This is a genomic window from Pseudorhodoferax sp. Leaf267, assembly GCF_001422405.1.
Classification (GTDB): domain Bacteria; phylum Pseudomonadota; class Gammaproteobacteria; order Burkholderiales; family Burkholderiaceae_C; genus Pseudorhodoferax.
Genome location: NZ_LMMV01000007.1, coordinates 31,167 through 53,874, shown reverse-complemented (window position 1 = coordinate 53,874; position 22,708 = coordinate 31,167). Strand labels below are relative to the sequence as shown.

Sequence of the window (22,708 nt, the reverse complement as noted above, 5' to 3'; positions counted from 1 at the left end):
GGGTCTCGTTGAAATCTCAAACGGCGCGCGCTGCCGCCAGGGCCTCGCGCAGCACGGGCATGGCGCCGATGTGGTTGGCCAGCAGCAGCACGAGGCGCGCGTTCAATGCGTGGCTCTCGTCGGTGGCCAGGCCCTGGTGCGCGTCGATCAGGGCTTCGTAGAAGTCGTCGGGCGCGGCCAGGTTGGGGGCGGTGACCAAATGGTGTGCGTTCATGTGTGGCTCCCTCAGGCTTTGCACAGCGCGCGGGCGTGGGCTGCGCGCACCGCGGCGGCGGTTGGCTGGCGCCAGCGCGCGCAGACATGCTGGTCCGGCCGCAGCAGGTAGGTCGTGCCGTCCTGCGCGTCGTAGCGTGCGGCGGCCAGCGCGTGGACGCTGTCGAGCGGCAGGCGGACGACAGTCGTCTGCAGGTCGGCCTCGGCCAACGCACGCAGGCTGGCCTGCGCGCCTTCCCCGTCGCCGAACACCAGGGCGGCGAACCGGGTACCGCCCAGTTGCTGCAGCAGCCAGCCCTGCGCCACCGGCGCATCGGCGGCCACGGCGCCGGGCACCATGCGGCCCGTGAACGCGTCCGCATCGTCCGTGTTCAGCGCCGAGTCGTGCAACGTGGCCGGCACCGACAAACGCCCGCTGTTGACCATGCGCCGCGCGAAATCGTGCCGGCGCGCCAGATGCAGCACCGCGTCCCGGAACAGCCGGCTGACCTCGCTCTTGGGCGTGATGAAGTCGGTGGCCCGGGTGGAGTTCAGGATGTTCTCGTCGGCCGCCATTTCGCGTTCACGGGCATAGCTGTCCAGCAGCGCATCGGGGGCCTGCTGGCGCAGCACGGCGGCCAGCTTCCAGGCCAGGTTCTCGGCGTCCTGCAGGCCCGAGTTGGCGCCGCGCGCGCCGAACGGCGACACGCCGTGTGCCGAGTCGCCTGCGAACAGCACGCGGCCGTGGCGGAACGCGTCCATGCGCTGGCAGGCGAAGGTGTAGACGCTGGCCCATTCCAGTTCCACCTCCGCGCCCTTGAACGGCGACGCATCGAGCAGCGCTCGCACGCGCGGCATGATGTTCTCGGGCCGCTTCTCGACCTCGGGGTCGGCGTCCCAGCCGAGCTGGAAGTCGATGCGCCACACGCCGTCGGGCTGGCGGTGCAGCAGCACGCTCTGGTTGCGGTGGAAGTCGGGGTCGAACCAAAACCAGCGCTCGGCCGGGAAGTCGACCTTCATCTTCACGTCGGCGATCAGGAAGCGATCTTTGAACTGGCGGCCGTGTGTCTCCTGGCCGATGAGTTGGCGCACGGCCGAGCGAGAGCCGTCGCAGGCCGCGACCCAGTCGGCCTGCAGCTGGTACGGCCCGTCCGGCGTCTCGATGGTCAGCAGCGCATGGTCTGCATGCTGCTCCACGCCCACCACCTTGTTCTGCCAGCGCACGTCGATCAGCGCCAATTGGCCGGCGCGCTCGGCCAGGAAGCCTTCAACGTAGTACTGCTGCAGGTTCACGAAGGCCGGGCGGGCGTGCCCCTCCTCGGGCAGCAGGTCGAAGCTGTAGACCTCGTCGCCGCGCAAGAACACGCGCCCGACCTTCCACGACACGCCCTTGGCGACCATGGGCTCGCCGCAGCCCAGGCGGTCGAAGATCTCCAGCGAGCGCTTGGAAAAGCAGATCGCGCGCGACCCGGTGGAGAGCTTGTGGTCGTTGTCCAGCAGCACCACGGGCACCTGCTGCTGCGCCAGGTCGATGGCCAGCGCCAGGCCGACCGGGCCGGCGCCGATGATGACGACCGGGTGGCGGGCCGGCTTGGCGGCCTGCTGGTCCGGGTGCGGCGCGTAGTCGAACGCGATCTTCTGGAAATCGGCCGGTGCATTGCCGGCCAGGTCTTTGATGTGCATGTCTCCTCCGCCCGCTCAACCTTCCAGCGTCTTCCACATCTGGATGTCGCGCTCCGCGGTCCAGATGCGTGGGTCGGCGCACTGCGTGGCCTCGTCGTAGCAGCGCGTCACGTCGAACGGCATGCAGTGGTCGAAGATGACCCAGTGGCCGTATTTGGGCTTCATGGCGGCGAAGGTGTCCTTGTAGACGGCGTTCAGGTCCTTGCCGGCTGCCACGCCTTTTTGCACGTAGGCGTAGACGTCGGCGATGAAGTCGCGCGTCTCCTGTAGCCCCTTGGCCACGTCTTCGGGCGTGGTCAGCGCGGCGCCGCGGCCCGGCACCAGGGCCTTGGGCTGCAGTGCGGCCAGGTTGTCCAGCGTCTGCGGCCAGTCCTTGAAGTAGGCGTCGCCCGCATACGGCGTGGCACCGAACTCGACCAGGTCGCCCGACAGCAGCGCCTTCTCGCCCGGCAGCCAGACGACCGTGTCGCCCTTGGTGTGGCCGCGGCCCAGCTGCAGCAGCTGCACTTCGAGCTTGCCCAGCCAGACGGTCATCTTGCCGCTGAAGGTCATGGTCGGCCAGGTCAGGCCAGGCGGGACGGTCTCCACGTTCTGGAACAGGCGCGGGAAGCGGCCGATCTCGCTGGCCTTGTCCTGCTCGCCGCGCTCGACGATGAGGTCATACGTGTCCTGGCTGGCCAGGATCTGCTGCGGCTGGTAGGCGCTGGCGCCCAGCACACGCACGGCGTGGTAGTGCGTGAGCACCACGTACTGGATGGGCTTGTCGGTGACCTCGCGGATGCGGCGGATCACGTCGGCCGCCATGGCCGGCGTGGCCTGGGTGTCGGCCACCAGCACCGCGTCGTCGCCAATGACGATGCCGGTGTTCGGGTCGCCCTCGGCCGTGTAGGCCCAGGCGTGTTCCGAGATCTGGCTGAAGGTGACCTTCTTTTCTTCCAGGTCGGCTTGCGAGGCGAATTTCTTCTCGGTCATGGCGGCGGTCTCCGTGGGTTGATATTCGTCATTGACAAACGCGTTCGCATTATTTGACGTGAATTTGTTCTTGTCAAAAGAATTTGCGTAAGACAAACTCATCCGCATGGACAAGCAGGAACAGACCGAAGACAGCGGCCAGCGCGGGGTGCAGTCGGCCGAGGTGGGGGGCCGCTTGCTGCTCGCCCTGGCCGGCCAGCCCGGCGCGATGACTTTGAAAGACCTGGCCGCCGCGGCCGGCATGCCGCCTTCGCGCGCCCACCCCTACCTCGTCAGCTTCGGCAAGCTGCGCCTGATCGAGCAGGACGCCGCCGGCCATTACGCGCTGGGCGCCGCGGCCCTGCAATTGGGGCTGACCTGCCTGTACCAGCTCGACCCGGTCAAGGCCGCGGTGCCCGTGGCGGAGGAACTGGCGCGCACCACCGGCTACGCGGTGGCGCTGGCCGTGTGGGGCAACTTCGGCGCCACCATCGTGCGCATGATCGACGCGCGCCAGCCGCTGCATGTGTCGATGCGCGCGGGCACGGTGATGTCGCTGCTGGGCACGGCCACCGGGCGCGCGTTCGCCGCCGTGCTGCCGCAGGAAAAGCTGGACCACGCCATCGGCGGCCCGCTGGGCGAACCCGAGGCGGCCGGCCAGCCCATGAACGCGCAGCAGCGCGAGGAGCTGCGCACGGCGATCGCCGAGATGCAGGCCCATGGCGTGGCGCGCGCCAATGGCCGGCCCATGCCGGGCGTGAACGCGTTCAGCGCCGCCGCCTTCGACCACGAGGGCGTGCCGGCCATCGTGATCACCTCATTGGGGCACCAGGACCATTTCCCGGCGGGCTGGGACTCGGGCGCGGCCCAGGCCGTGCGCGCGGCTGCAGCCGAGATCTCGCGCCGGCTGGGCTTCAGCGGCCCATCAGCAGCATCGCCGTGGGCACGGTGACCAACGCCATCACCGTCGACACGGCGACGGCGGCCGTGGTCATGCCCTCGGCGACGTTGTAGCGCTGCGCGAACAGGAAGACGTTAGCGCCGATCGGCATTGCGGCGGCCACCACCATGATCGTGAACGGCAGGCCCGACAGCCCCAGCGCCAGGCCGATGCCCACGACCAGCGCCGGGTGCACGAGGTTCTTGGTCGCTGCCAGCTTCAAGGCGCCACGCAGGTGCGGGCCGATGGCGGTCGTCGCCAGCGTGATGCCGACCAGAATCAAGGCCAGGGGCGCGAAGGCCTGGCCGACCAGCATCAGAGTCTTGTCCACCGGCGCCGGCAGCACCCAGCCGGTCTGGCCCCACAGCAGGCCAGCCACGATGGGGATGGGCACGGGATGGATCAGCGCGCTACGCAGCGCCGGCAGCAGCACGCGCACCAGGCTGCGCGGCGGCGCACCCTCGGCACGGGCTTCGCGCGCGATGGCCAGCTCCACCGCCAGCGTGGCCGTGGTCAGCAACACCAGCGCATGCAGCGACACCAGCGCCAGCAGGGTGACCATGCCGGCCGGCCCGTAGCTCAGCCCGACCAGCGGAATGCCGATCATCACGGTGTTGCTGTAGGTGTTGGCCATGGCCAGCACGCTGGCCTCGCGCGAAAAATGGCCGCGCCAGACCGTCATACCGTAGATCAGCCCGGCGCCGATGAAGTACGCCGCCACGGGCCGCAGGTCCAGGTCCTGCACGCGCACCGCGCTCATGGAGCGGAACAGCAGAGCCGGCGACAGCAGGTAGAACACCAGCGCCGACAGGTCCTTGACCGAGCTGGCCGCCACCATGCCGCGCCGCCCGGCAAAGAAGCCCAGCGCGATCATCAGCACGACCGGGAACAGCGAGGAGACGACGGGGTGGTTCACGCGGCCGCATTGTCTCAGCCGCTGCCCCCCCGATGCTCAGAACGCGACCTGCAGGCCCAGCTTCAGGCTGCGCCCGGGCAGCGGCGATTTGGGGAACGCCGTCGTGGTCAGCACCGACGTGGCGCTGTAGGCCAGTTGGTCCGTCAGGTTGTCCACGCGGGCGTACCACAGCAGCTGCGACGCGCCGGCCTGCTGCTTGAACGTGAGCGCGGCGTTCCACAGGGTGTAGGCATCGGTCGGCCGCTGGCCCGTGGTCGGCACGCGGCGCTGCGCCGTGGAATGGTCGAAGCCCAGGCGTGCGCCGAACGGGCCCTGGCCCCAGACCAGCGTGGCGCCCAGCCGTGCCGGCGCGATGCGCGGCAGCGGCTGCCCGCTGTCCAGGTCGGTCGCGCGCACGAGGTCGGCGCGCCATTGCAGGTCCAGCGACGAACCGTTGCCAGCCTGGGCCAGCCCGGCCGGTCCAAGCAGGCGCACATTGCCGTTGGCCTCGGCGCCGAAGAAGCGCGCGCGCACGCCACCGTAGCGCAGGTCGGTCAACGCCTCCTCGTCGCCGCCGGGGTTCAACTCGCCCTCGGGGCTGCGCGTGTTGCCAGTGTCCAGCAGGCCGATGTAGTTGGAAAAGCGCGTGATGTAGCCCGTGAGCGCGAAGCGGTCGTGGTCCCTGGCCCAGGCCACGCCCAGGTCCAGGCTGTTGGACTTCTCCTTGCGCAGCGACGGGTCGCCCGTCTCCCAGGCAGCCGTGGCCAGGTGCGGGCCGTTGGCAAAGAGTTCGTAGTCCTTGGGTGCGCGCTGCGTGTGCGCCAGGTTCGAGGTGAGCTGCCAGTTCGGCGCCAGGTTCACGAGCGCGCCCGCCGACAGGCTGTGCGGGTCGAAGGTGCGCGTGCCGGTGGCAAAACGCGTGACCTCGGGGTCGGTGCTGCCGAAGGACTGCACCTCCACACGTTCCGTGCGTGCGCCGAGGCTCAGCTTGCCCCAGGACGTCGGCAGTTCCTCGTACGCGAACAGGGCCAGCTGCGACGTGCGGCTGGATGGCGCAAACGCTTCTTCGCCTGCGGCCGAGAAGCGGTTCGACTCGCCTTGCACGCCGAACACGCCTTCCAGCGGCCCAAGCTTGGTGTGACGCGCCTCGACGCGGAAGTCGTTGCCGCGGTTCTTGAAGCGCGTGCCGGCCTCGTCGCCCTCGAACTCGGTGTGCTGGTAGTCGGTGTGGCTGAACTGCGCCTTGATGCCCGAGACCCAGCCCGGCAGGTTGCGCCATTCGCCCTGCAGCGCATAGCGCGTGGAGCGCATGCCGATGGTCACTTCGTCCTCGGCCACGGTGCCGTAGTCGCTCTTGTAGCGCGTGACGGATGCGCCGATGAAGCCATGGTCGAAAAACAGCGAGCCGCCGACCGCCCCGCCCTCGGTGTCGCTGGCCGAATTGCAGATGCGCCGGGCCAGGCCGGGTGCGCCGGGGCGTGCGCAGGCCAGGTCCACCGGCACCTTCACGTCGTCGGTGCGGCGCTTGAACACGTCGGCGTGCAGCGCATAGCGGTCGTTGCCGCCCTCCACGAGCAAGCCGCCGCCGCGCTCGCCGTTGCCGGTGGCCGCGTTCAGGTCGGCCTTGCCTGTCACGCCGCCGGCCGCGTCGAACAGCGGCTGGCGCGGGATGCGGTTGTCGATCACGTTGACCACGCCGCCCACCGCGCTGCCGCCGTACAGCAACGCTCCCGGGCCACGCAGCACTTCGACGCGCTCGATGGACAGTGGGTCCGCCGGCACCGCATGGTCGAAGCTCAGGCTGGACGCGTCGATGCTCGCGCCGCTGTTCTGCAACACGCGGATGCGGTCGCCGTCCAGCCCGCGGATGATGGGCCGGCTCGCGTTGGGGCCGAACTAGGTACTGCTGACGCCGGGCAGGCCGTCCAGTGTTTCGCCCAGCGTGGGCCTGGCGCGCAGCGTCAGGTCGTCGCCCTGCAGCTGGGTGGTGGGCGCGACGAGCTCGCTGCGGCCCAGCGGGTTGCCGGTGATGGTGACTTCGTTCAGCGACGAGCTCTGGGCCGAAGCGGACGGCGCGCCGCAGACGGACAGCGACAGGACGGTGCAATGCACAGCGGCCGCGACGGCGCTGCGTGAGGAATGGTGGTGCATGAAGACTTCGATGAATCGGACAGAACACGCCCACGTGCGGCGCAAGGCCGCACGCGGGACGCGTGCGATGGACGGGGTTCAGCGAAGGAAAGGCGGGGCGCGTGCCTGGAACGGCGGCGCTGCCCGGGCCGGCAGGCCGGCGCGCAGGAGCGCTGCGAACGGCGCCGACCAGAAGGCGGCGACGGCCAGCATGGCGCCGCCGGCCAGCAGGTCGGCCGCGCTCGCATGGTCGAACAACTGGCAATCGCCCGCATGCGCGTGGCCGGCGAACAGGCCGGCATGCGCGTGGCCGTGCGCCGGGGCCGGTGTCGCCGCGGCCGATGGCAAGGCCAACGCGCCGCCATGCAGGCTGCGGTGCGCCAGGCCCAAGGACTGCGCCGCCAGCCACGCGAACAGCAGCGCGCCGAGCAGGAAAGCCTGCAGGGGCGGCCGGGTGCGGCGTGGTGGGCGGGCCGTCATGGGGGCGTTTTTCTGTCAGCCCTTGGCGAGGCTTGAGAAGGTCTTGCGGAACTTGGCCACCTTGGGCGCGGCGACCATCATGCAGTAGCCCTGGTTCGGGTTCTTCTCGAAAAAGTCCTGGTGGTAGTCCTCGGCGGCAGAGTAGTTGGCGACCGGCACGACCTCCGTCACCACGCGGCCCACGCCCGGCTGGGCCTGCAGCTCGGCGATGACATCCCTGGCCACGGCCTGCTGCTCTTCGTTGTGCGTGTAGATGCCGCTGCGGTACTGCGTGCCGACGTCGTTGCCCTGGCGGTTCAGCGTGGTCGGGTCGTGGATCACGAAGAAGATCTCCAGGATCTGGCGCAGCGAGATCTGCGCCGGGTCGAACTGCAGCTTCACCACCTCGTTGTGGCCGGTTCGCCCGGTGCAGACCTGTTCGTAACTGGGGTTCTGCACGTGGCCATTGCTGTAGCCGCTCTCGACATCGACGATGCCCTGGACCTGCACGAACACGGCTTCGGTGCACCAGAAGCAGCCGCCGCCCAGGGTGATGGTTTCCAGCTGCGGCGAGCCGGGGGAAGAGGAGGAACTGTCGGTCATGGACGGCCTTGTACACTGAAAAATTCAGTGTAAACGCGGGCCGCGACGGCTGCCGCGCACTCTCTTTCATGCCCTCTTTCCACACGTTCGATCGCAGCGAGGCCCGCCTTGGAATCCGCTGAATGGCGCCCCATCCTGGCCACGCTGGCACTGCCGCCGATGGCGCCGCTGTTGCTGATCGCGCTGGGTTGGCTGGTCACGCTGTCGCGGCGCTGGCTTGGCAGCGTGCTGGTGCTGCTGGGCCTGGCCACGTTATGGCTGCTCAGCTGCAACGGCACGGCGATCTGGCTCGCGCGCGAGCTGCTACCGCCCGTGCAAGCCCTGCCCCCTGCCAGTGCGGTCGCGCAACTCAAGCAGCGCGACGTGCAGGCCATCGTCGTGCTCGGTGGTGGCGTGTCGCCGTACGCACCTGAGTACGACGGGCCGTTGCTGACGGCCTATACGGCCTCACGCGTGCACTACGGCGCCTGGCTGGCCCGCGAAAGTGCCCTGCCACTGGGCTTTGCCGGCGGCCTGGGCTGGTCCAACGCCGGCACGCCGGACCATCCGAGCGAGGCGCAGGCCGTGCGCGCCATGCTGCAACGCAATGGCGCGGGCGTGCCGCGCTGGCTGGACGGCAGCTCGCGCGACACCGTCGAGAACGCGCGCAACATGGCGGCACTGCTGCAGCCCGACGGCGTGCAGCGCATCGCGCTGGTGACCAGCGCCTTCCACATGCCGCGGGCCGTGCGGGCGTTCGAGGCCGTCGGGCTCGCGGTCGTGCCCGCACCCATGGGCTTCGTCATTCCGCGCCAGCGCGCAGTGCTGGAATGGCTGCCCTCCACCTATGGGCTGGAAGCCTCGCACCAGGTGCTGCGCGAATGGCTGGCGCTCCAGATGCGCCGCTATTGACGCCTTGACAGGCTGCGGCGGCTGGCTACAGTACTAACCATCTGGTCAGTAACAAGCTGATGCCCACCACCCCCACGCCACGCAAGACCGGCGCGCCGCGCGCCCGCCGTCCCGACGCACGTCCGGGCGAACTGCTGGCCTCGGCACTGGACTTGTTCACCGAAAAGGGCTTCGCCGCCACGCGCGTCGAGGAGGTGGCGGCGCGCGCTGGCGTCTCCAAAGGCACGCTGTTCCTGTACTTCAGCAGCAAGCAGGAGCTTTTCAAGGCGGTGGTCCACAAGAACCTGGCGTCGCGCTTCGTCGAGTGGAATGTCGAGTACGAAGGCTACGAGGGCAGCACGGCCGACATGCTGCGCTACTGCCTGGCGATGTGGTGGACGCGCGTGGGATCGACCAAGGCGTCGGGCATCACCAAGCTGGTCATGAGCGAGGCGCACAACTTTCCCGAGCTGGCCGCCTATTACCGTACCGCCGTGGTCGACCCGGCGACGGCACTGATCCGGCGCATCCTGCAGCGCGGCATCGACAGCGGCGAGTTCCGCGCCGTCGATGCGGAGTACGCGGTGTACAGCGTGACTGGCGTCATGCTCTACCTCGTGACCTGGAAACATTCGCTGGGCGCCTGTGCGTCGTCGCTGGGCAGCTTCGAGCCCGAACGCTTCATCGCCGCGCAGGTAGACCTGTTGCTCAACGGCTTGCGCCGCGTGCCATGCGTGTGAGCCGCCGCGCGCTGGGCCTCGTCGCCGGCCTGCTGGTGGTGGCGCTGGTTGTGGCCGTCGGCCTGCGCCAGCTGCAGGCGCGCAAGGCGCAGCAGGCCGCTGCCGCCAGCACCGCGGTCGACACCGCGCTCGAACTCATCGCCGGCGATCTGGTCGAGGCGCGAGAACGCCTGCTGGTGCAGGGCCTGCCTGTGTCGGGCGCGATCAAGGCCGTGCAGGCCGTCGTGCTCAGGGCCCGCGTGGCAGGCGAGCTGCAGGACCTGCGCGTGCGCGAAGGCGACAGCGTGCAGGCCGGACAGGTCATCGCGCGCATCGACCCCGAGGAAGTGCAAGCCCGGCTGCGCCAGGCGCAGGAACAGGCCGACGCGGCCCGCACACAGATCGACATCGCCCAGCGCCAGTACACGAACAACCAGGCGCTGGTGGACCAGGGCTTCATCTCGCGCACCGCGCTGGAGAGCTCGGAGTCCAGCCTGCGCGCGGCACAGGCCACGCACCGCGCCGCGCTGGCTGCCGTCGCTCTGGCGCGCAAGAGCCTGGACGACGCCGTGCTGCGCGCACCGATCGCCGGCCAGATCGCACAGCGGCTGGCCCAGCCGGGCGAGCGCGTGGCCGTGGACACGCGCATCGTCGAGATCGTGGACCTGCGCCAGCTGGAACTCGAAGCCGTGCTGGCCGCCGCCGACGCGCAGGCCGTGCGCGTGGGCCAGAGCGCCACGCTGCACATCGAGGGCAGCCTGCCGGGTGCCGCGCTGCAGGCCCGCGTGGCGCGCATCAACCCCAGCGCCCAGGCCGGCAGCCGCGGCGTGCTGGTCTACCTGGCGCTCGACCCGGCGCCCGGCCTGCGCCAGGGCCTGTTCGTGCAGGGCCTGCTCGACACGGGCCAGCAGGCGCAGCTCAGCGTGCCGCTGTCGGCTGTGCGCACCGACCAGCCCGCGCCTTATGTGCAGCTCATCGAGCACGAGCGCGTGGTGCACCGGCCCGTTCAGCCAGGCCTGCGCGGCCAGGCCGAGGGCGACACCATGGTGGCCGTGCCCGGCATCGCGGCCGGCAGCCTCGTGCTGCGCGGCAGCGTGGGCCGGCTGGCCGCGGGCACGGCCGTGCGCCTGCCCGTGCCCAGGCCCTGACACCCCATGTGGTTCACCCGCGTCAGCCTGCGCAACCCGGTGTTCGCCACGATGCTGATGCTGGCCCTGGTGGTACTGGGCGCTTTCGCCTACCAGCGGCTGCAGGTAGACCAGTTCCCGAACATCGACTTCCCGATCGTGGTCATCACCACCGAGTACCCGGGCGCATCGCCCGAGATCGTGGAGGCCGAGGTCACCAAGAAGATCGAGGAAGGCGTCAACGCGATTGCCGGCATCAACGCCCTCACGTCGCGCAGCTACGAGGGCATGTCGGTGGTCATCATCGAGTTCCAGCTGCATGTGGACGGCCGCAAGGGCGCCGAGGACACACGCGAGAAGGTGGCCGCCGTGCGCCCGCTGCTGCGCGACGAGGTCAAGGAGCCGCGCGTGCTGCGCTTCGACCCGGCCAGCCGCGCCGTCTGGTCGCTGGCCGTGCTGCCCCAGGCCGGTGCCGCCGGCACCGCGCCCTCGGCCGTCTCGCTCACGAACTGGGCCGACCAGGTCCTGAAGAAGCGGCTGGAGAACGTGCGCGGTGTCGGCTCGGTCACGCTGGTCGGCGCCACCAAGCGCGAGATCAATGTCTACCTGCAGCCGCAGGCCATGGAGGCCCTGGGCATCACGACCAGCCAGGTGGTGGACGCGCTGCGCGGCGAGAACCAGAACCTGCCGCTGGGCGCGGTGCGCTCGCTGCAGGCCGACCGCGTGCTGCAGATCGACGGCCGCGCGCAGCGCCCCGACGACCTGGGCCGCATCATCGTCGCGCGCCGTGGCGGCACCGGCATCCGGCTCGACCAGGTGGCCAACGTGCACGACGGCGCGCAGGAGCTCGACAGCCTGGCCCTGTACAACGGCCAGCGCACGCTGCTGCTGAGCGTGCAGAAGGCGCAGGACGAGAACACCATCGCCGTGGTCGACGGCCTGGCACGCACGATTGCCGAGATGCGGGCCGAGCTGCCGCCCGGCGTGCGGCTGGAGCCCGTGACCGATGCCTCGCGCGCCATCCGCGTCGGCGTGGCCAATGTGCGCAGCACGCTCATCGAAGGCGCGCTGCTCACCGTGCTGATCGTGTTCCTGTTCCTGAACTCGTGGCGCTCCACGGTCATCACCGGGCTCACGCTGCCCATCGCGCTGATCGGCACCTTCCTCGTGATGTATGTGGCCGGCTTCACGGTGAACATGATCACGCTGATGGCGCTGTCGCTGTGCGTGGGCCTGCTCATCGACGACGCCATCGTCGTGCGCGAGAATATCGTGCGCCATGTGCAGATGGGCAAGAGCGCCTACACGGCCGCGCTGGAGGGCACGCAGGAGATCGGCCTGGCCGTGCTGGCCACCACGCTGTCCATCGTCGCGGTGTTCCTGCCCATCGGCTTCATGGGCGGCATCATCGGCAAGTTCTTCCACGAGTTCGGCATCACCATCGTGGCAGCCGTGCTGATCTCCATGTTCGTGAGCTTCACGCTGGACCCGATGCTGTCCAGCATCTGGGAAGACCCGAGCATCCACGGCCAACCCGACCGACCGCCCACGCTGTACGACAAGACCATCGGGCGCGTGACGGGCTGGTTCGACCGCGCGACCGAACGGCTGTCGGAGGTCTACCAAGGCATCCTGCGCTGGTCGCTGCTGCACAAGCTCAAGACGCTGGGCCTGGCGCTGGGCATCTTCGTGCTCAGCGTGGTGCTGCTGCCGCTGCTGGGCACCGAGTTCGTGCCGCAGGCCGATTTCTCCGAGACCTCGATCAACTTCCATACGCCCGTGGGCTCGGCACTGGAAGTGACCGAGGCCAAGGCCCGGCAGGTCGAGGCCATCGTGCGCGAGTTTCCCGAGGTGCGCTACACGGTGGCCACGCTGAACACCGGCAACGCCCAGGGCAAGATGTACGCGTCCATCTACGTGCGGCTGGTGGACCGCGCCGCGCGCAGCCGCAGCGTGGCGCAGATCTCGGTAGCACTGCGCGAGCGCCTGCGCCGCGTGGCCGGCATCACGGTGACCCACGTGGGGCTGGTCGATGCCGTGGGCGGCGGCAAGCAGGTGGAGTTCTCCTTGCAGGGGCCGGACCTGGCCCAGTTGCAGCGGCTCACGCGCCAGATCGAGGCCGGGCTGCGCACCGTGCCCGGCCTGGTGGACCTGGACACCAGCCTGAAGGCCGACAAGCCCACCCTGAACGTGGAGGTGCGGCGCGAGGCGGCCTCCGACCTGGGCCTGTCGGTGGCCGCGATCGCCAGCCAGTTGCGCACCATGGTCGCCGGCCAGACGGTGGGCAACTGGCGTGCGCCCGACGACCAGACCTACGACGTCAACGTGCGGCTGGCGCCCTCGGCCCGCACCACACCGGAAGACCTGGCCCGGCTGCCGCTGATGGCCGGGCCCAATGGCGAGGTGCTGCGCCTGAACCAGCTGGCCCAGGTGCGCGAGACCACCGGCCCGAACCAGATCAACCGGCGCGCGCTGTCGCGCGAGGTGGCGTTCAACGCGAATGTGTCCGGCAGATCCGCCGGCGAAGTCTCGGCCGACGTGCGTCGCGTGCTGGACGGCATCGCCCTGCCCTCGGGCTACCGCACGCAGTTCAGCGGCTCCACGCGCAACATGCAGGAGAGCTTCGGCTACGCCGTGTCGGCCCTGGTGCTGGCCATCGTGTTCATCTACATGATCCTGGCCAGCCAGTTCAAGAGCTTCCTGCAGCCGCTGGCGCTGATGACCTCGCTGCCGCTGACCCTGATCGGCGTGGTGGGCGCGCTGATGCTGTTCGGCTCTACGCTGTCGATGTTCTCCATCATCGGCATCGTGATGCTCATGGGCCTGGTGACCAAGAACGCCATCTTGCTGGTGGACTTCGCCATCCGCGCGCGCGAGGGCGTGCTGGCCGACGACGGCACGGTGCTGGAGCCGGGCCTGCCGCGCCACGAGGCCCTGCTGCTCGCAGCCCGCGTGCGGCTGCGGCCCATCCTCATGACCACGCTGGCCATGGTGTTCGGCATGGTGCCGCTGGCGTTCGCGCTGTCCGAAGGCTCGGAGCAGCGTGCGCCCATGGGCCAGGCCGTCATCGGCGGGGTGCTCACCTCCTCGCTGCTCACCTTGGTGGTCGTGCCCGTGATGTACTGTTACATGGACGATCTGGCCAACTGGTGCAAGCGTCGCTTTTCCCCCGCACCGGCGCCGATCCGAACGGCAGCCGCCTCTAAAATCGCCGGCTTGCCGTGACTTCCGCGCACCACACACCTCCTGCCATGATGACCCCCGCCGATATCGAACAAAGCCGCTTCAACATGATCGAGCAGCAGATCCGCCCCTGGGATGTGCTGGACACCACCGTGCTGGACCTGCTCGGCCAGGTCCGCCGTGAGGATTTCCTGCCCGAGGCCGTGCGCTCGCTGGCCTTCATGGACACCGAAGTGCCGCTGCGCGCGCCGCACGAGGAGGCCCTGCGCCTGGGCCAATGCATGCTGGCCCCGCGTGTCGAGGCGCGCAGCGTGCAGGACCTGAAGCTGCGTAAGACCGACAAGGTGCTGGAGATCGGCACCGGCTCGGGCTTCACCGCCGCGCTGATGGCCCATCTGGCCGGCCATGTGCTGACGCTGGAGATCGATGCCGACCTGGCCGAACAGGCCCGCGCCAACCTGCGCCGTGCCGGCGTGTCGAATGTCGAAGTGCGCCACGGCGACGGCGCCTCGGCCGCGCGTGCGCAAGGCCCGTTCGACGCCATCCTGCTCGGCGGCTCGGTGGCCTCGGTGCCGGCTGCGCTGCTGGAACAACTCGCCCCCGGCGGCCGGCTGTTCGCAATCGTCGGCCAGGAGCCCATGATGCGCGCCCATGTCGTGACGCGCACCGGCGACGGACGCTTCGAGACCCTCCAGCCTTGGGACGCCATCGTGCCGCGCCTGGCCAACTTCCCCGAACCCTCGCCCTTCCAGTTCTGAGGCCCATTCCATGATCGATCACGTCGACCCTGCAGGCCTGGCCAACTGGCATCCCACCCCCGAGGCCGCTGGCGCCATCACGGTGCTCGACGTGCGCGAACCGGCCGAGCTGGCCGTGGCCAGCGTCAAGCCCGACGGCTTCACGCTGCTGACCATTCCCATGGGTGAGATCCCGGCGCGCCTGGCCGAGCTGGACCCGGACCAGCCCATCGCCTGCCTGTGCCACCACGGCGCGCGCAGCATGCGCGTCGCCCAATTCCTGGTGCAGAACGGTTTTGCCCACGTGGCCAACATCAGCGGCGGCATCGATGCCTGGTCGCAACAGCGAGACCCCTCCGTGCCCAGGTATTGAGACTGTCTGCAACGGTTCATACAAGGAAGAACATGACCGCCATCCGTCGCCTCGTCCCGATCGCCTTCGCCGCTCTAGCCGCCTACGCCCCGCCGTCGCGGGCACAGAGCCTGGTGGAATTGTTCGAATCGGCACGTGCGAGCGACGCGACCTACCAGTCCGCACGCGCCCAGTACGACGCCAACCTGGCCAAGGCCGACCAGGCGCGCGCGCTGATCCTGCCCAGTGCCAGCCTGTCGGCTGGCGCATCGCGCAACGCATACGACAGCACCATGCCGCCGGTGGACCGCACCTACACCGCGCTGACCGCGTCCGTCGGCGCATCGCAGCCGCTGTACCGGCCCGGCAATTGGGCCGGCTACGAGCAGGGCATGAAGCTTGTCGATGCCGCCCGCGCCCAGTTGATCGTGGCTGAGCAGGAACTCGTGATCCGTGTCGGCCAGGCCTATTTCGACGTGCTGGCGGCACAGGACACGCTGGAGTTCGTGCGCGCGCAAAAGGCCGCCGTGGGCGAGCAGCTCGCATCGGCCAAGCGCAATTTCGAGGTCGGCACAGCCACCATCACCGACACCCGCGAGGCCCAGGCGCGCTATGACCTGGTGCAGGCCCAGGAGATCGCCGCCGACAACGACCTGCGCGTGAAGAAACTCGCGCTGGACACAGTGGTCAGCAAGACCGACGCCCAGCCCGTGCCGCTGGCCCTGCCGCTCACGCTGCCCGCGCTGCCGGGTGACGTCGACAGCTGGGTGCAGCAGGCCGAGGGCACGCACCCGGTGCTGCAGCAGGCCCTGGTGGCGCTGGACGTAGCCCGGCTGGAAACCGAAAAGGCCCGCGCCGGCCACAAGCCCACCCTGGACCTCACGGCCAGCTACGGCGTCAACCGCAACCCGCAAGGCAGCCCCACCATCGGCCTGGGCACGCGCAGCAACCTGGGCACGGTCGGCGTGCAGCTCACGGTGCCGCTGTTCGCCGGCTTCTCGGTGCAAAACCGCGTGCGCGAGACCCTGTCGCTGGAAGAGAAAGCCCTGGCCGACCTGGAGGCTGCGCGCCGCACCATCACCCAGAACACCCGCACCGCCTGGTACGGCGTGGTGTCGGGCCAGGGGCAGGTCCGCGCACTCGAGGCCGCCGAGGCCTCCAGCCAGAGTGCGCTGGACGCCAACAAGCTGGGCTACCAGGTCGGCGTGCGCATCAACATCGACGTGCTCAACTCGCAGAGCCAGCTGTTCCAGACCAAACGCGACCTGGCCCAGGCGCGCTACAACGTGCTGCTCGGTGGCCTGCGCCTGCGCCAGGCCAATGGCAGCCTGCAGCCGCAAGACCTGCAGGGTGTGAACGCATTGCTGGCGCGCTGAACGCGCTGCGCGACCGCTCGCCCTTGTCGGCGCTGCCGACGCAACGCACCCCTGCGCCGAGACCTCAGCCTGCGCGCACCAGCGCGACCACGGCATCGGCCGTGCGCGCGGCCGCGCCACGGTGCGCCGCCGCGAAGGCCAGGCCGGCCTGGGCGGCCGAAGCGCGCGCCGCGTCGTCTGCTACCAGCTGGCGCGCCAGGCGCACGGCGGCCGCCAGGTCTGCCGCGCGCAATGCCGCGCCGGCAGCCTCGGCCAGGCTGGCCGCCTCGGCAAAGTTGAAGGTGTGCGGCCCCATCAACACCGGGCAGCCGCAGGCCGCGGCTTCGATCAGGTTCTGCCCGCCCAGGGGCTCGAAGCTGCCGCCCAGCAGGGCCAGGTCGGCCAGGCCGTAGTACAGCGCCATCTCGCCCAGCGAATCGCCCAGCCAGATGGCTTGCTGCGGCGCGGGCGGGCCATCCGCCCATGCGCTGCGCCGCGACACCTCGAAGCCTTGCTGGCGAACCAGCGCAGCCACCTCGTCGAAGCGCTGGGGATGGCGCGGCACGATCAGCCATTGCACTTTGGACTGCAACGCGCGGTCGGCTGCCAGCATCGCCAGCAAGGCCGCTTCCTCGCCCTCGCGTGAACTGGCGAACAGCAGGACAGGCCGGCCAGCCGCAGCACGCCACGCCCGGCCACGCGCCAGTTGCGCCGCCTCGGGCGCCGCGTCGAACTTGAGGTTGCCGAACACGCCTGCGACCGGTGCGCCGGCCTGCCGCAGCCGCGCGGCGTCGTCTTCGGTCTGCGCATATGCGGCCGTCAGCGCACCGTAAGCATGCGGCAGCAGCGGCACACGCAACGCGCCCTGCAAGGATTTGTCGGACAGCCTGGCATTGGCCAGCACCAACGGCACGCGCTCGCGCGCGCAGGCCGCGATCAGCGTCGGCCAGATCTCGGTTTCCATGAGGATGCCGACGGCCGGCCGGAACTGTGCGAGGAAGCGATCCACGGCGCCCGGCATGTCCCAGGGCTGCCAGGCCTGCAGGTCGCCGCCTCGCAGCAGCCGCGTGCCCTCGGCGCGCCCCGTGGCCGTGCCATGCGTGAGCAGCAGCCGCATGCCGGGCATGCGCGCGCGCAGGGCCGCGATCAGTACCGCGGCCGCGCGCGTCTCGCCCAGCGACACGGCGTGCACCCAGACCCAGCCGTTCGACGGCGGCTGCGTGTAGCGGCCAAAGCGCTCCTCCACCCATTGGCCGTAGCCGGGCTCGGCCACGGCGCGGCGTGCCAGCTTGCGGCGCAACAGGGGTTGCACCAGCCACATCAGCCAGCCGTACAGGCGCAGCAGCATCAGCCGGGCGTCCGCGCCGCGTCGGCGGCCAGCACTTGTTGCCAGGCCTGCCAGACGCTGTCGACATCCGGCGTGGGCCGCGCATAGACGCTGCGTTGCAGGGCCGGGCCGTGCACCGGCGGCAAGGGGCCGGTGCGCCACGCGGTGTCGAAGTTGTAGATCTGCACATGGGGCAGATCGAGCGCCACCGCGATGTGCGACAGCCCGCTGTCCACGCCGACCACGCCCGCGCACTGCGCCAGTTCGCGCGCCAGTGCATCGAGCGACAGGCGCGGGTACACCGTGGCCACGATGCCCTCGGCGCCCAGCGTTTCCGCCATCAGTTCGCTGCGCGCCTGCTCGTCGCTGCTGCCATGCGGGAAGGCGACGGCCAGACCCTGGCCATGCAGCCGGCGCGCCAGTTCCACCCAGTGCGTGATCGGCCATTCCTTGTCGGCGCGCGAGGTGCCGTGCACCAGCGCGACCACGGGCCGCTGGGTCAGGCGGTCGCGCTGGCCCAGGCCGAAGCGGATCTCGTCCGGCAGCGCATAGCCCAGCGCCTGCGCACAGACCACGCGCGAGCGCTGCACGACATGGATCTCCGACTCGACCGGAATGGCCGTGTCGGCCACCCAGCGCGTAGGTGCTTCGTAGCTGGAGCCCTGCGTCGCGTTGGCCATTGCATAGCGGTAGCCGCGCGCCAGCTTGGCGACCAGGGCGCTCTTGGACAGGCCATGGATGTCGATCACGGTGTCGTAGCGCGTCTGGCGCAGGTCGCGCCGGAACGCGGCGAACTCACGCAATACCCGCAGGGGCTGGCGCGTCAGCGTGCGCGTCCAGCGCCGCAGGCCCACCGGGATCACGCGGCGGATGCCATGGGCCTGGCCCAGCAGCGGCGCGAAGCCCTCCTCCACCACCCAGTCCACCTGCACGCCGGGCAGCATCTGGTGCATGTCGTGCAGCACCGGCAAGGCATGCACGACGTCGCCCAGCGAGGAGAGTTTGACGATCAGGACCTGCATGCGCGGCGCCGGCGGATCGGCGCGCTCCTCAATGCGCAGCAGCCTGGATCTGCGCGTCGGGCTTGGCCGAGCGCAGCAGCGCCATCATCTGCGCCTCGATGCGCGACAGGGCCTCATGCGTCTGGCCTTCGAAGCGCAGCACCAGCACCGGCGTGGTGTTGCTGGCGCGGATCAGGCCGAAGCCGTCCGGCCAGTCCACGCGCAGGCCGTCGATGGTGTTGACCGTGGCCGGCGCCTCGAAGCGCGCGCTGTCCACCAGCTGCTGCACCAGACCATGCGGCTCGCCCTCGGCGCACAGCACGTTGAGCTCGGGCGTGGAGAAGCTGCTCGGCAGGCCGTCCAGCACGGCGCTGGCGTCCGGCGACTTGCTCAGGATCTCCAGCAGCCGCGCGCCGGCATAGGTGCCGTCGTCGAAACCGAACCAGCGCTCCTTGAAGAAGATGTGGCCGCTCATCTCGCCGCCCAGCGGCGCCTGGCCGCCCTCGGCCTCGATGGCCTTCATCTTGGCCTTGATGAGCGAGTGGCCGGTCTTGAACATCAGCGGCTTGCCGCCGGCCGCGGCAATCGCCGGGGCCAGGCGCTGCGAGCACTTCACGTCGAACAGGATGGTGCCGCCCGGCACGCGCGACAGCACGTCCTGCGCGAACAAGGCCATCTGGCGGTCCGGGTAGATGTTGTTGCCCTCGCGGGTCACGATGCCCAGCCGGTCGCCGTCGCCGTCGAAGGCCAGGCCCAGCTCGGCGCCCGTGGTCTTCAGCGCGGCGATCAGGTCGTGCAGGTTTTCGGGCTTGCTCGGGTCCGGATGGTGGTTGGGGAAGTTGCCGTCGACCTCGCTGAACAGCTCGGTCACCTCGCAGCCCAGGCCGCGCAGGATGTCGGGTGCCGACGCGCCGGCGATGCCGTTGCCCGAGTCGACCACGATCCTGAGCGGCCGGGCCAGCTTCACGTCGGACACGATGCGCTCGCGGTAGGCAGGCAGCACATCGGCCTGGCGCACGCTGCCGCCGGGGGTGTCGGTCCAGGACTCGGCCTCGATCATCTTGCGCAGGGCCTGGATCTCGTCGCCGTAGATGGCACGGCCGCCCATGATCATCTTGAAGCCGTTGTAGTCCTTGGGGTTGTGGCTGCCGGTGATCTGGATGCCGGTCCTGGCCAGCGTGTGCGCCGCGAAGTACAGGATGGGCGTGGTGACCATGCCCACGTCGATCACTTCGACGCCAGCTGCGACCAGGCCGCGGATCAGCGCCGCCGACAGGCTGGGGCCGGACAGGCGGCCGTCGCGGCCGACCGCGATAACGGTCTCGCCCTCCTGCCGCGCGATGGTGCCGAACGCCCGGCCCAGGCCTTCGGCCACGGCCTCGTTCAAGGTGGACGGCACGACGCCACGGATGTCGTAAGCCTTGAAGATGGACGCGGATACTTGCATGGAACTCCCTGATGCCGTTCGAATGGTGCGGGCGATTATGGTGGAAACCCCAGGTTCCCCGCCCCGGGCCGCGTTCAGCGCGCGGCATGCCGGTAGCCCACCCGTTGCGTCGGCGTCAGGGCGCCGAAGCGCGGCCAGGCCAGCAGCACGCCCTGCTGTTGCAACAGCCGCTGGTAGTCGGCCAGCAGTTCCGGCCGGGCCCGCACCGCCCGCGCCGGCACACCACGCGCCAGCGCGAACGCCGCCAGCGCGCCGGCCGCCTCGCCGATGCTCCACTCGGTGGCGTGCTCGCGGTAGGCGCCATTGGTGATGCGCGTCGTGCCCAGGTTCTTGCAGGCCGGCAGCAGGTTGTCCACGCGCACGGGCAGCAAGGCGCCCAGCGGGATCTGGAACGGGAACGAATCGATGTCCACCGTGTTGCGCCCGCGCGTGCTGGGGTGCAGATCGATGCGGTAGGCGCCGATGCCCACGCTGTCGGCAAACGGCTCGGCGCCGTCCTTGCCCGGCCGTGCCGAGACGCCGATGTGCTGCTCCAGCACCGTGAATTCGGCCTCGATGCGGCGGCCTTCGCGGTAGTAGGCCTGCTTGGCCAGGCCGTCGGTCGTGCCCAGCACGTCGCCACGCAGGCGCAGGCCGGGGTAGCCCTGGCCGCCATCGTGGCGCGGCGCCTCGGTCTGCATCCAGTAGAAGAAGGCCAGGCTGAGCTCGCGCGACTGCTGCAGCGCCGTGGCCTGCTCCTGGTGCGACACGCCGACGATGGGCTGCTCCCAGTAGTCCATCTGCGGCCAGTTGGCCAACGTGATGTCGCTGGCATAGCGGCCGGGCTCGAAGTGGTGGCGGTAGGCGATGCGCCGCGCATGCCACAGGTCGTACAGCGACTCGGCATCGGTCGGGCCGACGAACAGCGGGCGCTCGCGCGGCTCGTGCGTGACGAAGTCGCTCAGCGTCCAGCTGAACTGCGGGCCCGGCCAGCACTCCAGCTGCAGCGTGCGCAGGCGTTCGTAGCCGGCCGGCTGGTCGATGCGGTGGTCCTCGCCCGGCAGGTAGTCGGCCGCCAGGCACCAGGTGATGGCCTGCTGGTCGAACGGGTCGGCCGCGCGCAGCGCATGCGGCTCGCCGGTGCGCGACTGCGCCTCGGCGCCGAACACGTGTTCCACGCCGGCCTGCTCCAGCAGGTCGCCGATCTCGGTGGCGTCAATGAACATCGGGGCCCGCAGCACACGCTGGCGGTCCTGTGCCAGGTCCACCACCGTCAGCGCCTGCACCCGGTCGCCCTGTGTCTCGGCGCGCAGCACGCGGTGGCGCCGCAGCACGGTCAACAAGCCCGCCGCCTCGTGCGGTGCCAGCAGCGCGTCGATCACGCGCACGGCCACCCAAGGCTCGTGGCACAGCGTGCCCACGTTGCCCTGCCCCGGGTTCAGGCGCACCTGCGCGCGTGCAGCGTCGGTCAGCGGCAGATGCGCGCGGTAGAAGGCGCGGATCGCCTGGCGCAGCTCGGCATAGCTCTGCGAGCCGCACAGCACCTCGATCCAGGGGTGCTCGTCGGGCGGCACGCCTTGCGACGTGAGCTGGCCGCCCAGCCAGTCCAGCTCCTCCACGAGCACCACCGTGCGCCCCAGCCGGCAGGCCGCCAGCGTGGCCGCGATGCCGCCCAGGCCGCCGCCCACGACGACCAGGTCGGCCGGCAGTTCGTTGCCGTGCGCGCTCATTCCGCCGTCAACCCGAGGCGGCGGATCGCATCGCCATAGCGCTTGGTCTCGCTGGCGATCAGGGCACCGAAATCGGCCGGGCTGCCGCTGGCCGGCTCTACCCCCATGGCCTGCAGCCGCTCCTTGACTTCGGGTTGCGCGAGCACGGCGTTGATCTCGCGGTTCAGACGCTCCAGGATGGCCGCTGGCGTGCCGGCCGGCGCCAGCACGCCGAACCAGCCCGTGACCTCGAAGCCCGGCAATGCCAGCTCGGCCACCGTAGGGACGCCCGCCAGCACGGCCGAACGCCTGGCCGTGGTGACGGCCAGCGCGCGCAGCTTGCCGCCCTGGATGTGCGGCAAGGCACTGGACGGGATGTCGAAGCCCAGGTCCACCTCGCCACCCAGCAGCGCCGTCAGCGCCGGGCCGGAGCCCTTGTACGGGACCATCAGCATGTCGACCTTGGCCTCGCTCTTGAGGAACTCGGCCGCCAGGCTGGTGGTGGTGGCGCCGCCGCCGCCGGCCGCGTAGTTCAACTTGCCGGGCGTCTTGCGCGCCGCCTCCAGCACATCGCCGAAGGTCTTGTACGGTGCGGCCGCCGGCACCACGACGACGACCGGCGATGCCCCGACCTTGGCCACGGGCGCGAAGCTCTTGACCGTGTCGTACTTGAGCTTGGGGTACAGCGCCGTGCTGCCGGGGAAACCACTGGTCACGAACAGCAGTGTGTAGCCGTCGGCCGGCGCGCTGGCCACATAGCTGGTGGCGATGGTGGCGCCGGCGCCGGGCCGGTTCTCCACCACGATGGGCTGGCCCAGGGCGGTCGCGAGCCGGGTCGACACCAGGCGCGCGAGGATGTCGCCCGAGCCGCCGGGCGCAAAGCCCACGGCCATGGTGATGGGCTTGTTCGGGTAGGTCTGGGCCTGCGCAGCCAGGGCCAGCGCGGCGCCGGCGGCCAGCAGAGCCTTGCGCATCCATGGGTTCATGCTTGTCTCTCTGAGGTCTATGGAAAGGTGGTCATCCTAGGAAGCAGCACGCGGCCGGTCCAA

General features: G+C 70.1%; 19 protein-coding genes and 1 pseudogene. 8 read left to right on the top strand and 12 right to left on the bottom strand.

The features are described from left to right. Nucleotides 1-16: 16 nt before the first annotated feature. Genes ASF43_RS11340 through ASF43_RS11330 form a run of 3 tightly spaced genes read right to left on the bottom strand, consistent with a single transcriptional unit; the run spans nucleotide 17 to nucleotide 2,847 of the window. Complete coding sequence (locus ASF43_RS11340; RefSeq protein ID WP_056180583.1) at nucleotides 17-214, bottom strand: DUF2783 domain-containing protein; 198 nt, start codon at nucleotides 212-214, stop codon at nucleotides 17-19. Between the two features lie 11 nt (nucleotides 215-225). Continuing rightward, nucleotides 226-1,875 (bottom strand): FAD-dependent oxidoreductase, encoded by a 1,650-nt coding sequence (locus tag ASF43_RS11335; protein WP_056180580.1) that lies wholly within the window; start codon nucleotides 1,873-1,875, stop codon nucleotides 226-228. Between the two features lie 15 nt (nucleotides 1,876-1,890). Further along, nucleotides 1,891-2,847, bottom strand: a complete 957-nt coding sequence (locus ASF43_RS11330; protein WP_056180578.1) for an MBL fold metallo-hydrolase — start codon at nucleotides 2,845-2,847, stop codon at nucleotides 1,891-1,893. Between the two features lie 106 nt (nucleotides 2,848-2,953). Here ASF43_RS11330 and ASF43_RS11325 point away from each other — a divergent pair, with 106 nt between their 5' ends. Continuing rightward, the gene (locus tag ASF43_RS11325) at nucleotides 2,954-3,778 is read left to right on the top strand and encodes an IclR family transcriptional regulator (RefSeq protein ID WP_056180575.1); all 825 of its coding nucleotides are present in this window, start codon (nucleotides 2,954-2,956) and stop codon (nucleotides 3,776-3,778) included. On the opposite strand, the gene ASF43_RS11320 is transcribed toward ASF43_RS11325, so the two are convergent. The 4 genes and pseudogenes from ASF43_RS11320 to msrA form a co-directional block, all read right to left on the bottom strand. Next, complete coding sequence (locus tag ASF43_RS11320; RefSeq protein ID WP_056180571.1) at nucleotides 3,741-4,682, bottom strand: AEC family transporter; 942 nt, start codon at nucleotides 4,680-4,682, stop codon at nucleotides 3,741-3,743. The two genes, ASF43_RS11325 and ASF43_RS11320, sit on opposite strands and share 38 nt — an antisense overlap. Before the next feature lie 36 nt (nucleotides 4,683-4,718). Further along, nucleotides 4,719-6,812 (bottom strand): annotated as a pseudogene (locus ASF43_RS11315) (TonB-dependent receptor). A 78-nt stretch (nucleotides 6,813-6,890) separates the two neighbouring features. Next, nucleotides 6,891-7,271, bottom strand: coding sequence for a hypothetical protein (locus ASF43_RS11310; protein ID WP_056180569.1), 381 nt, complete (start codon nucleotides 7,269-7,271; stop codon nucleotides 6,891-6,893). Between the two features lie 15 nt (nucleotides 7,272-7,286). Then, nucleotides 7,287-7,853 (bottom strand): peptide-methionine (S)-S-oxide reductase MsrA, encoded by a 567-nt coding sequence (gene msrA, locus ASF43_RS11305; protein ID WP_056180565.1) that lies wholly within the window; start codon nucleotides 7,851-7,853, stop codon nucleotides 7,287-7,289. A 108-nt stretch (nucleotides 7,854-7,961) separates the two neighbouring features. Here msrA and ASF43_RS11300 point away from each other — a divergent pair, with 108 nt between their 5' ends. From ASF43_RS11300 to ASF43_RS11270, 7 genes are read left to right on the top strand one after another with little or no spacing between them, the layout of a single operon-like run. After that, the gene (locus ASF43_RS11300) at nucleotides 7,962-8,744 is read left to right on the top strand and encodes a YdcF family protein (protein WP_235578221.1); all 783 of its coding nucleotides are present in this window, start codon (nucleotides 7,962-7,964) and stop codon (nucleotides 8,742-8,744) included. Nucleotides 8,745-8,803: 59 nt separating this feature from the next. Continuing rightward, on the top strand, nucleotides 8,804-9,463 hold the full coding sequence (locus ASF43_RS11295) for a TetR/AcrR family transcriptional regulator (protein ID WP_056180562.1): 660 nt from the start codon (nucleotides 8,804-8,806) through the stop codon (nucleotides 9,461-9,463). Then, on the top strand, nucleotides 9,454-10,590 hold the full coding sequence (locus tag ASF43_RS11290) for an efflux RND transporter periplasmic adaptor subunit (protein WP_056180559.1): 1,137 nt from the start codon (nucleotides 9,454-9,456) through the stop codon (nucleotides 10,588-10,590). The genes ASF43_RS11295 and ASF43_RS11290 overlap by 10 nt, the downstream gene beginning before the upstream one ends. Before the next feature lie 6 nt (nucleotides 10,591-10,596). Beyond that, nucleotides 10,597-13,794: an efflux RND transporter permease subunit gene (locus tag ASF43_RS11285; RefSeq protein ID WP_056180558.1), complete on the top strand. Its 3,198-nt coding sequence runs from the start codon at nucleotides 10,597-10,599 to the stop codon at nucleotides 13,792-13,794. Nucleotides 13,795-13,820: 26 nt separating this feature from the next. After that, on the top strand, nucleotides 13,821-14,510 hold the full coding sequence (locus tag ASF43_RS11280; protein ID WP_056180555.1) for a protein-L-isoaspartate O-methyltransferase: 690 nt from the start codon (nucleotides 13,821-13,823) through the stop codon (nucleotides 14,508-14,510). A 10-nt stretch (nucleotides 14,511-14,520) separates the two neighbouring features. Then, nucleotides 14,521-14,862 carry a rhodanese-like domain-containing protein gene (locus ASF43_RS11275; RefSeq protein WP_056180553.1) on the top strand — a complete coding sequence of 114 codons (342 nt, stop codon included), beginning with the start codon at nucleotides 14,521-14,523 and terminating at the stop codon, nucleotides 14,860-14,862. Nucleotides 14,863-14,894: 32 nt separating this feature from the next. After that, a complete protein-coding gene (locus ASF43_RS11270) occupies nucleotides 14,895-16,217 on the top strand; it encodes a TolC family outer membrane protein (RefSeq protein ID WP_056180550.1) in 1,323 nt (440 codons plus the stop codon). A gap of 64 nt (nucleotides 16,218-16,281) precedes the next feature. On the opposite strand, the gene ASF43_RS11265 is transcribed toward ASF43_RS11270, so the two are convergent. The 5 genes from ASF43_RS11265 to ASF43_RS11245 form a co-directional block, all read right to left on the bottom strand. Then, on the bottom strand, nucleotides 16,282-17,544 hold the full coding sequence (locus ASF43_RS11265) for a 3-deoxy-D-manno-octulosonic acid transferase (protein WP_056180548.1): 1,263 nt from the start codon (nucleotides 17,542-17,544) through the stop codon (nucleotides 16,282-16,284). Next, entirely contained in the window at nucleotides 17,544-18,545 is a 1,002-nt protein-coding gene (gene waaC, locus ASF43_RS11260; RefSeq protein WP_056180545.1) for a lipopolysaccharide heptosyltransferase I, read from the bottom strand. The genes ASF43_RS11265 and waaC overlap by 1 nt, the downstream gene beginning before the upstream one ends. 28 nt (nucleotides 18,546-18,573) lie before the next feature. Continuing rightward, nucleotides 18,574-19,971, bottom strand: coding sequence for a phosphomannomutase/phosphoglucomutase (locus tag ASF43_RS11255; RefSeq protein WP_056180542.1), 1,398 nt, complete (start codon nucleotides 19,969-19,971; stop codon nucleotides 18,574-18,576). A gap of 74 nt (nucleotides 19,972-20,045) precedes the next feature. After that, nucleotides 20,046-21,680: an FAD-dependent oxidoreductase gene (locus ASF43_RS11250; protein WP_056180540.1), complete on the bottom strand. Its 1,635-nt coding sequence runs from the start codon at nucleotides 21,678-21,680 to the stop codon at nucleotides 20,046-20,048. Next, nucleotides 21,677-22,645, bottom strand: a complete 969-nt coding sequence (locus ASF43_RS11245; protein ID WP_235578220.1) for a tripartite tricarboxylate transporter substrate binding protein — start codon at nucleotides 22,643-22,645, stop codon at nucleotides 21,677-21,679. Before ASF43_RS11245 ends, ASF43_RS11250 begins: the two co-directional genes overlap by 4 nt. Between the last annotated feature and the right edge of the window lie 63 nt (nucleotides 22,646-22,708).

Bases quoted from the DNA above. Each gene is read 5' to 3' on its own strand.
- ASF43_RS11340 (WP_056180583.1), bottom strand. From the start codon at position 214: ATGAACGCACACCATTTGGTCACCGCCCCCAACCTGGCCGCGCCCGAC.
- ASF43_RS11335 (WP_056180580.1), bottom strand. From the start codon at position 1,875: ATGCACATCAAAGACCTGGCCGGCAATGCACCGGCCGATTTCCAGAAG.
- ASF43_RS11330 (WP_056180578.1), bottom strand. From the start codon at position 2,847: ATGACCGAGAAGAAATTCGCCTCGCAAGCCGACCTGGAAGAAAAGAAG.
- ASF43_RS11325 (WP_056180575.1), top strand. From the start codon at position 2,954: ATGGACAAGCAGGAACAGACCGAAGACAGCGGCCAGCGCGGGGTGCAG.
- ASF43_RS11310 (WP_056180569.1), bottom strand. From the start codon at position 7,271: ATGACGGCCCGCCCACCACGCCGCACCCGGCCGCCCCTGCAGGCTTTC.
- msrA (WP_056180565.1), bottom strand. From the start codon at position 7,853: ATGACCGACAGTTCCTCCTCTTCCCCCGGCTCGCCGCAGCTGGAAACC.
- ASF43_RS11295 (WP_056180562.1), top strand. From the start codon at position 8,804: ATGCCCACCACCCCCACGCCACGCAAGACCGGCGCGCCGCGCGCCCGC.
- ASF43_RS11290 (WP_056180559.1), top strand. From the start codon at position 9,454: ATGCGTGTGAGCCGCCGCGCGCTGGGCCTCGTCGCCGGCCTGCTGGTG.
- ASF43_RS11285 (WP_056180558.1), top strand. From the start codon at position 10,597: ATGTGGTTCACCCGCGTCAGCCTGCGCAACCCGGTGTTCGCCACGATG.
- ASF43_RS11280 (WP_056180555.1), top strand. From the start codon at position 13,821: ATGATGACCCCCGCCGATATCGAACAAAGCCGCTTCAACATGATCGAG.
- ASF43_RS11275 (WP_056180553.1), top strand. From the start codon at position 14,521: ATGATCGATCACGTCGACCCTGCAGGCCTGGCCAACTGGCATCCCACC.
- ASF43_RS11270 (WP_056180550.1), top strand. From the start codon at position 14,895: ATGACCGCCATCCGTCGCCTCGTCCCGATCGCCTTCGCCGCTCTAGCC.
- ASF43_RS11265 (WP_056180548.1), bottom strand. From the start codon at position 17,544: ATGCTGCTGCGCCTGTACGGCTGGCTGATGTGGCTGGTGCAACCCCTG.
- waaC (WP_056180545.1), bottom strand. From the start codon at position 18,545: ATGCAGGTCCTGATCGTCAAACTCTCCTCGCTGGGCGACGTCGTGCAT.
- ASF43_RS11255 (WP_056180542.1), bottom strand. From the start codon at position 19,971: ATGCAAGTATCCGCGTCCATCTTCAAGGCTTACGACATCCGTGGCGTC.
- ASF43_RS11250 (WP_056180540.1), bottom strand. From the start codon at position 21,680: ATGAGCGCGCACGGCAACGAACTGCCGGCCGACCTGGTCGTCGTGGGC.
- ASF43_RS11245 (WP_235578220.1), bottom strand. From the start codon at position 22,645: ATGAACCCATGGATGCGCAAGGCTCTGCTGGCCGCCGGCGCCGCGCTG.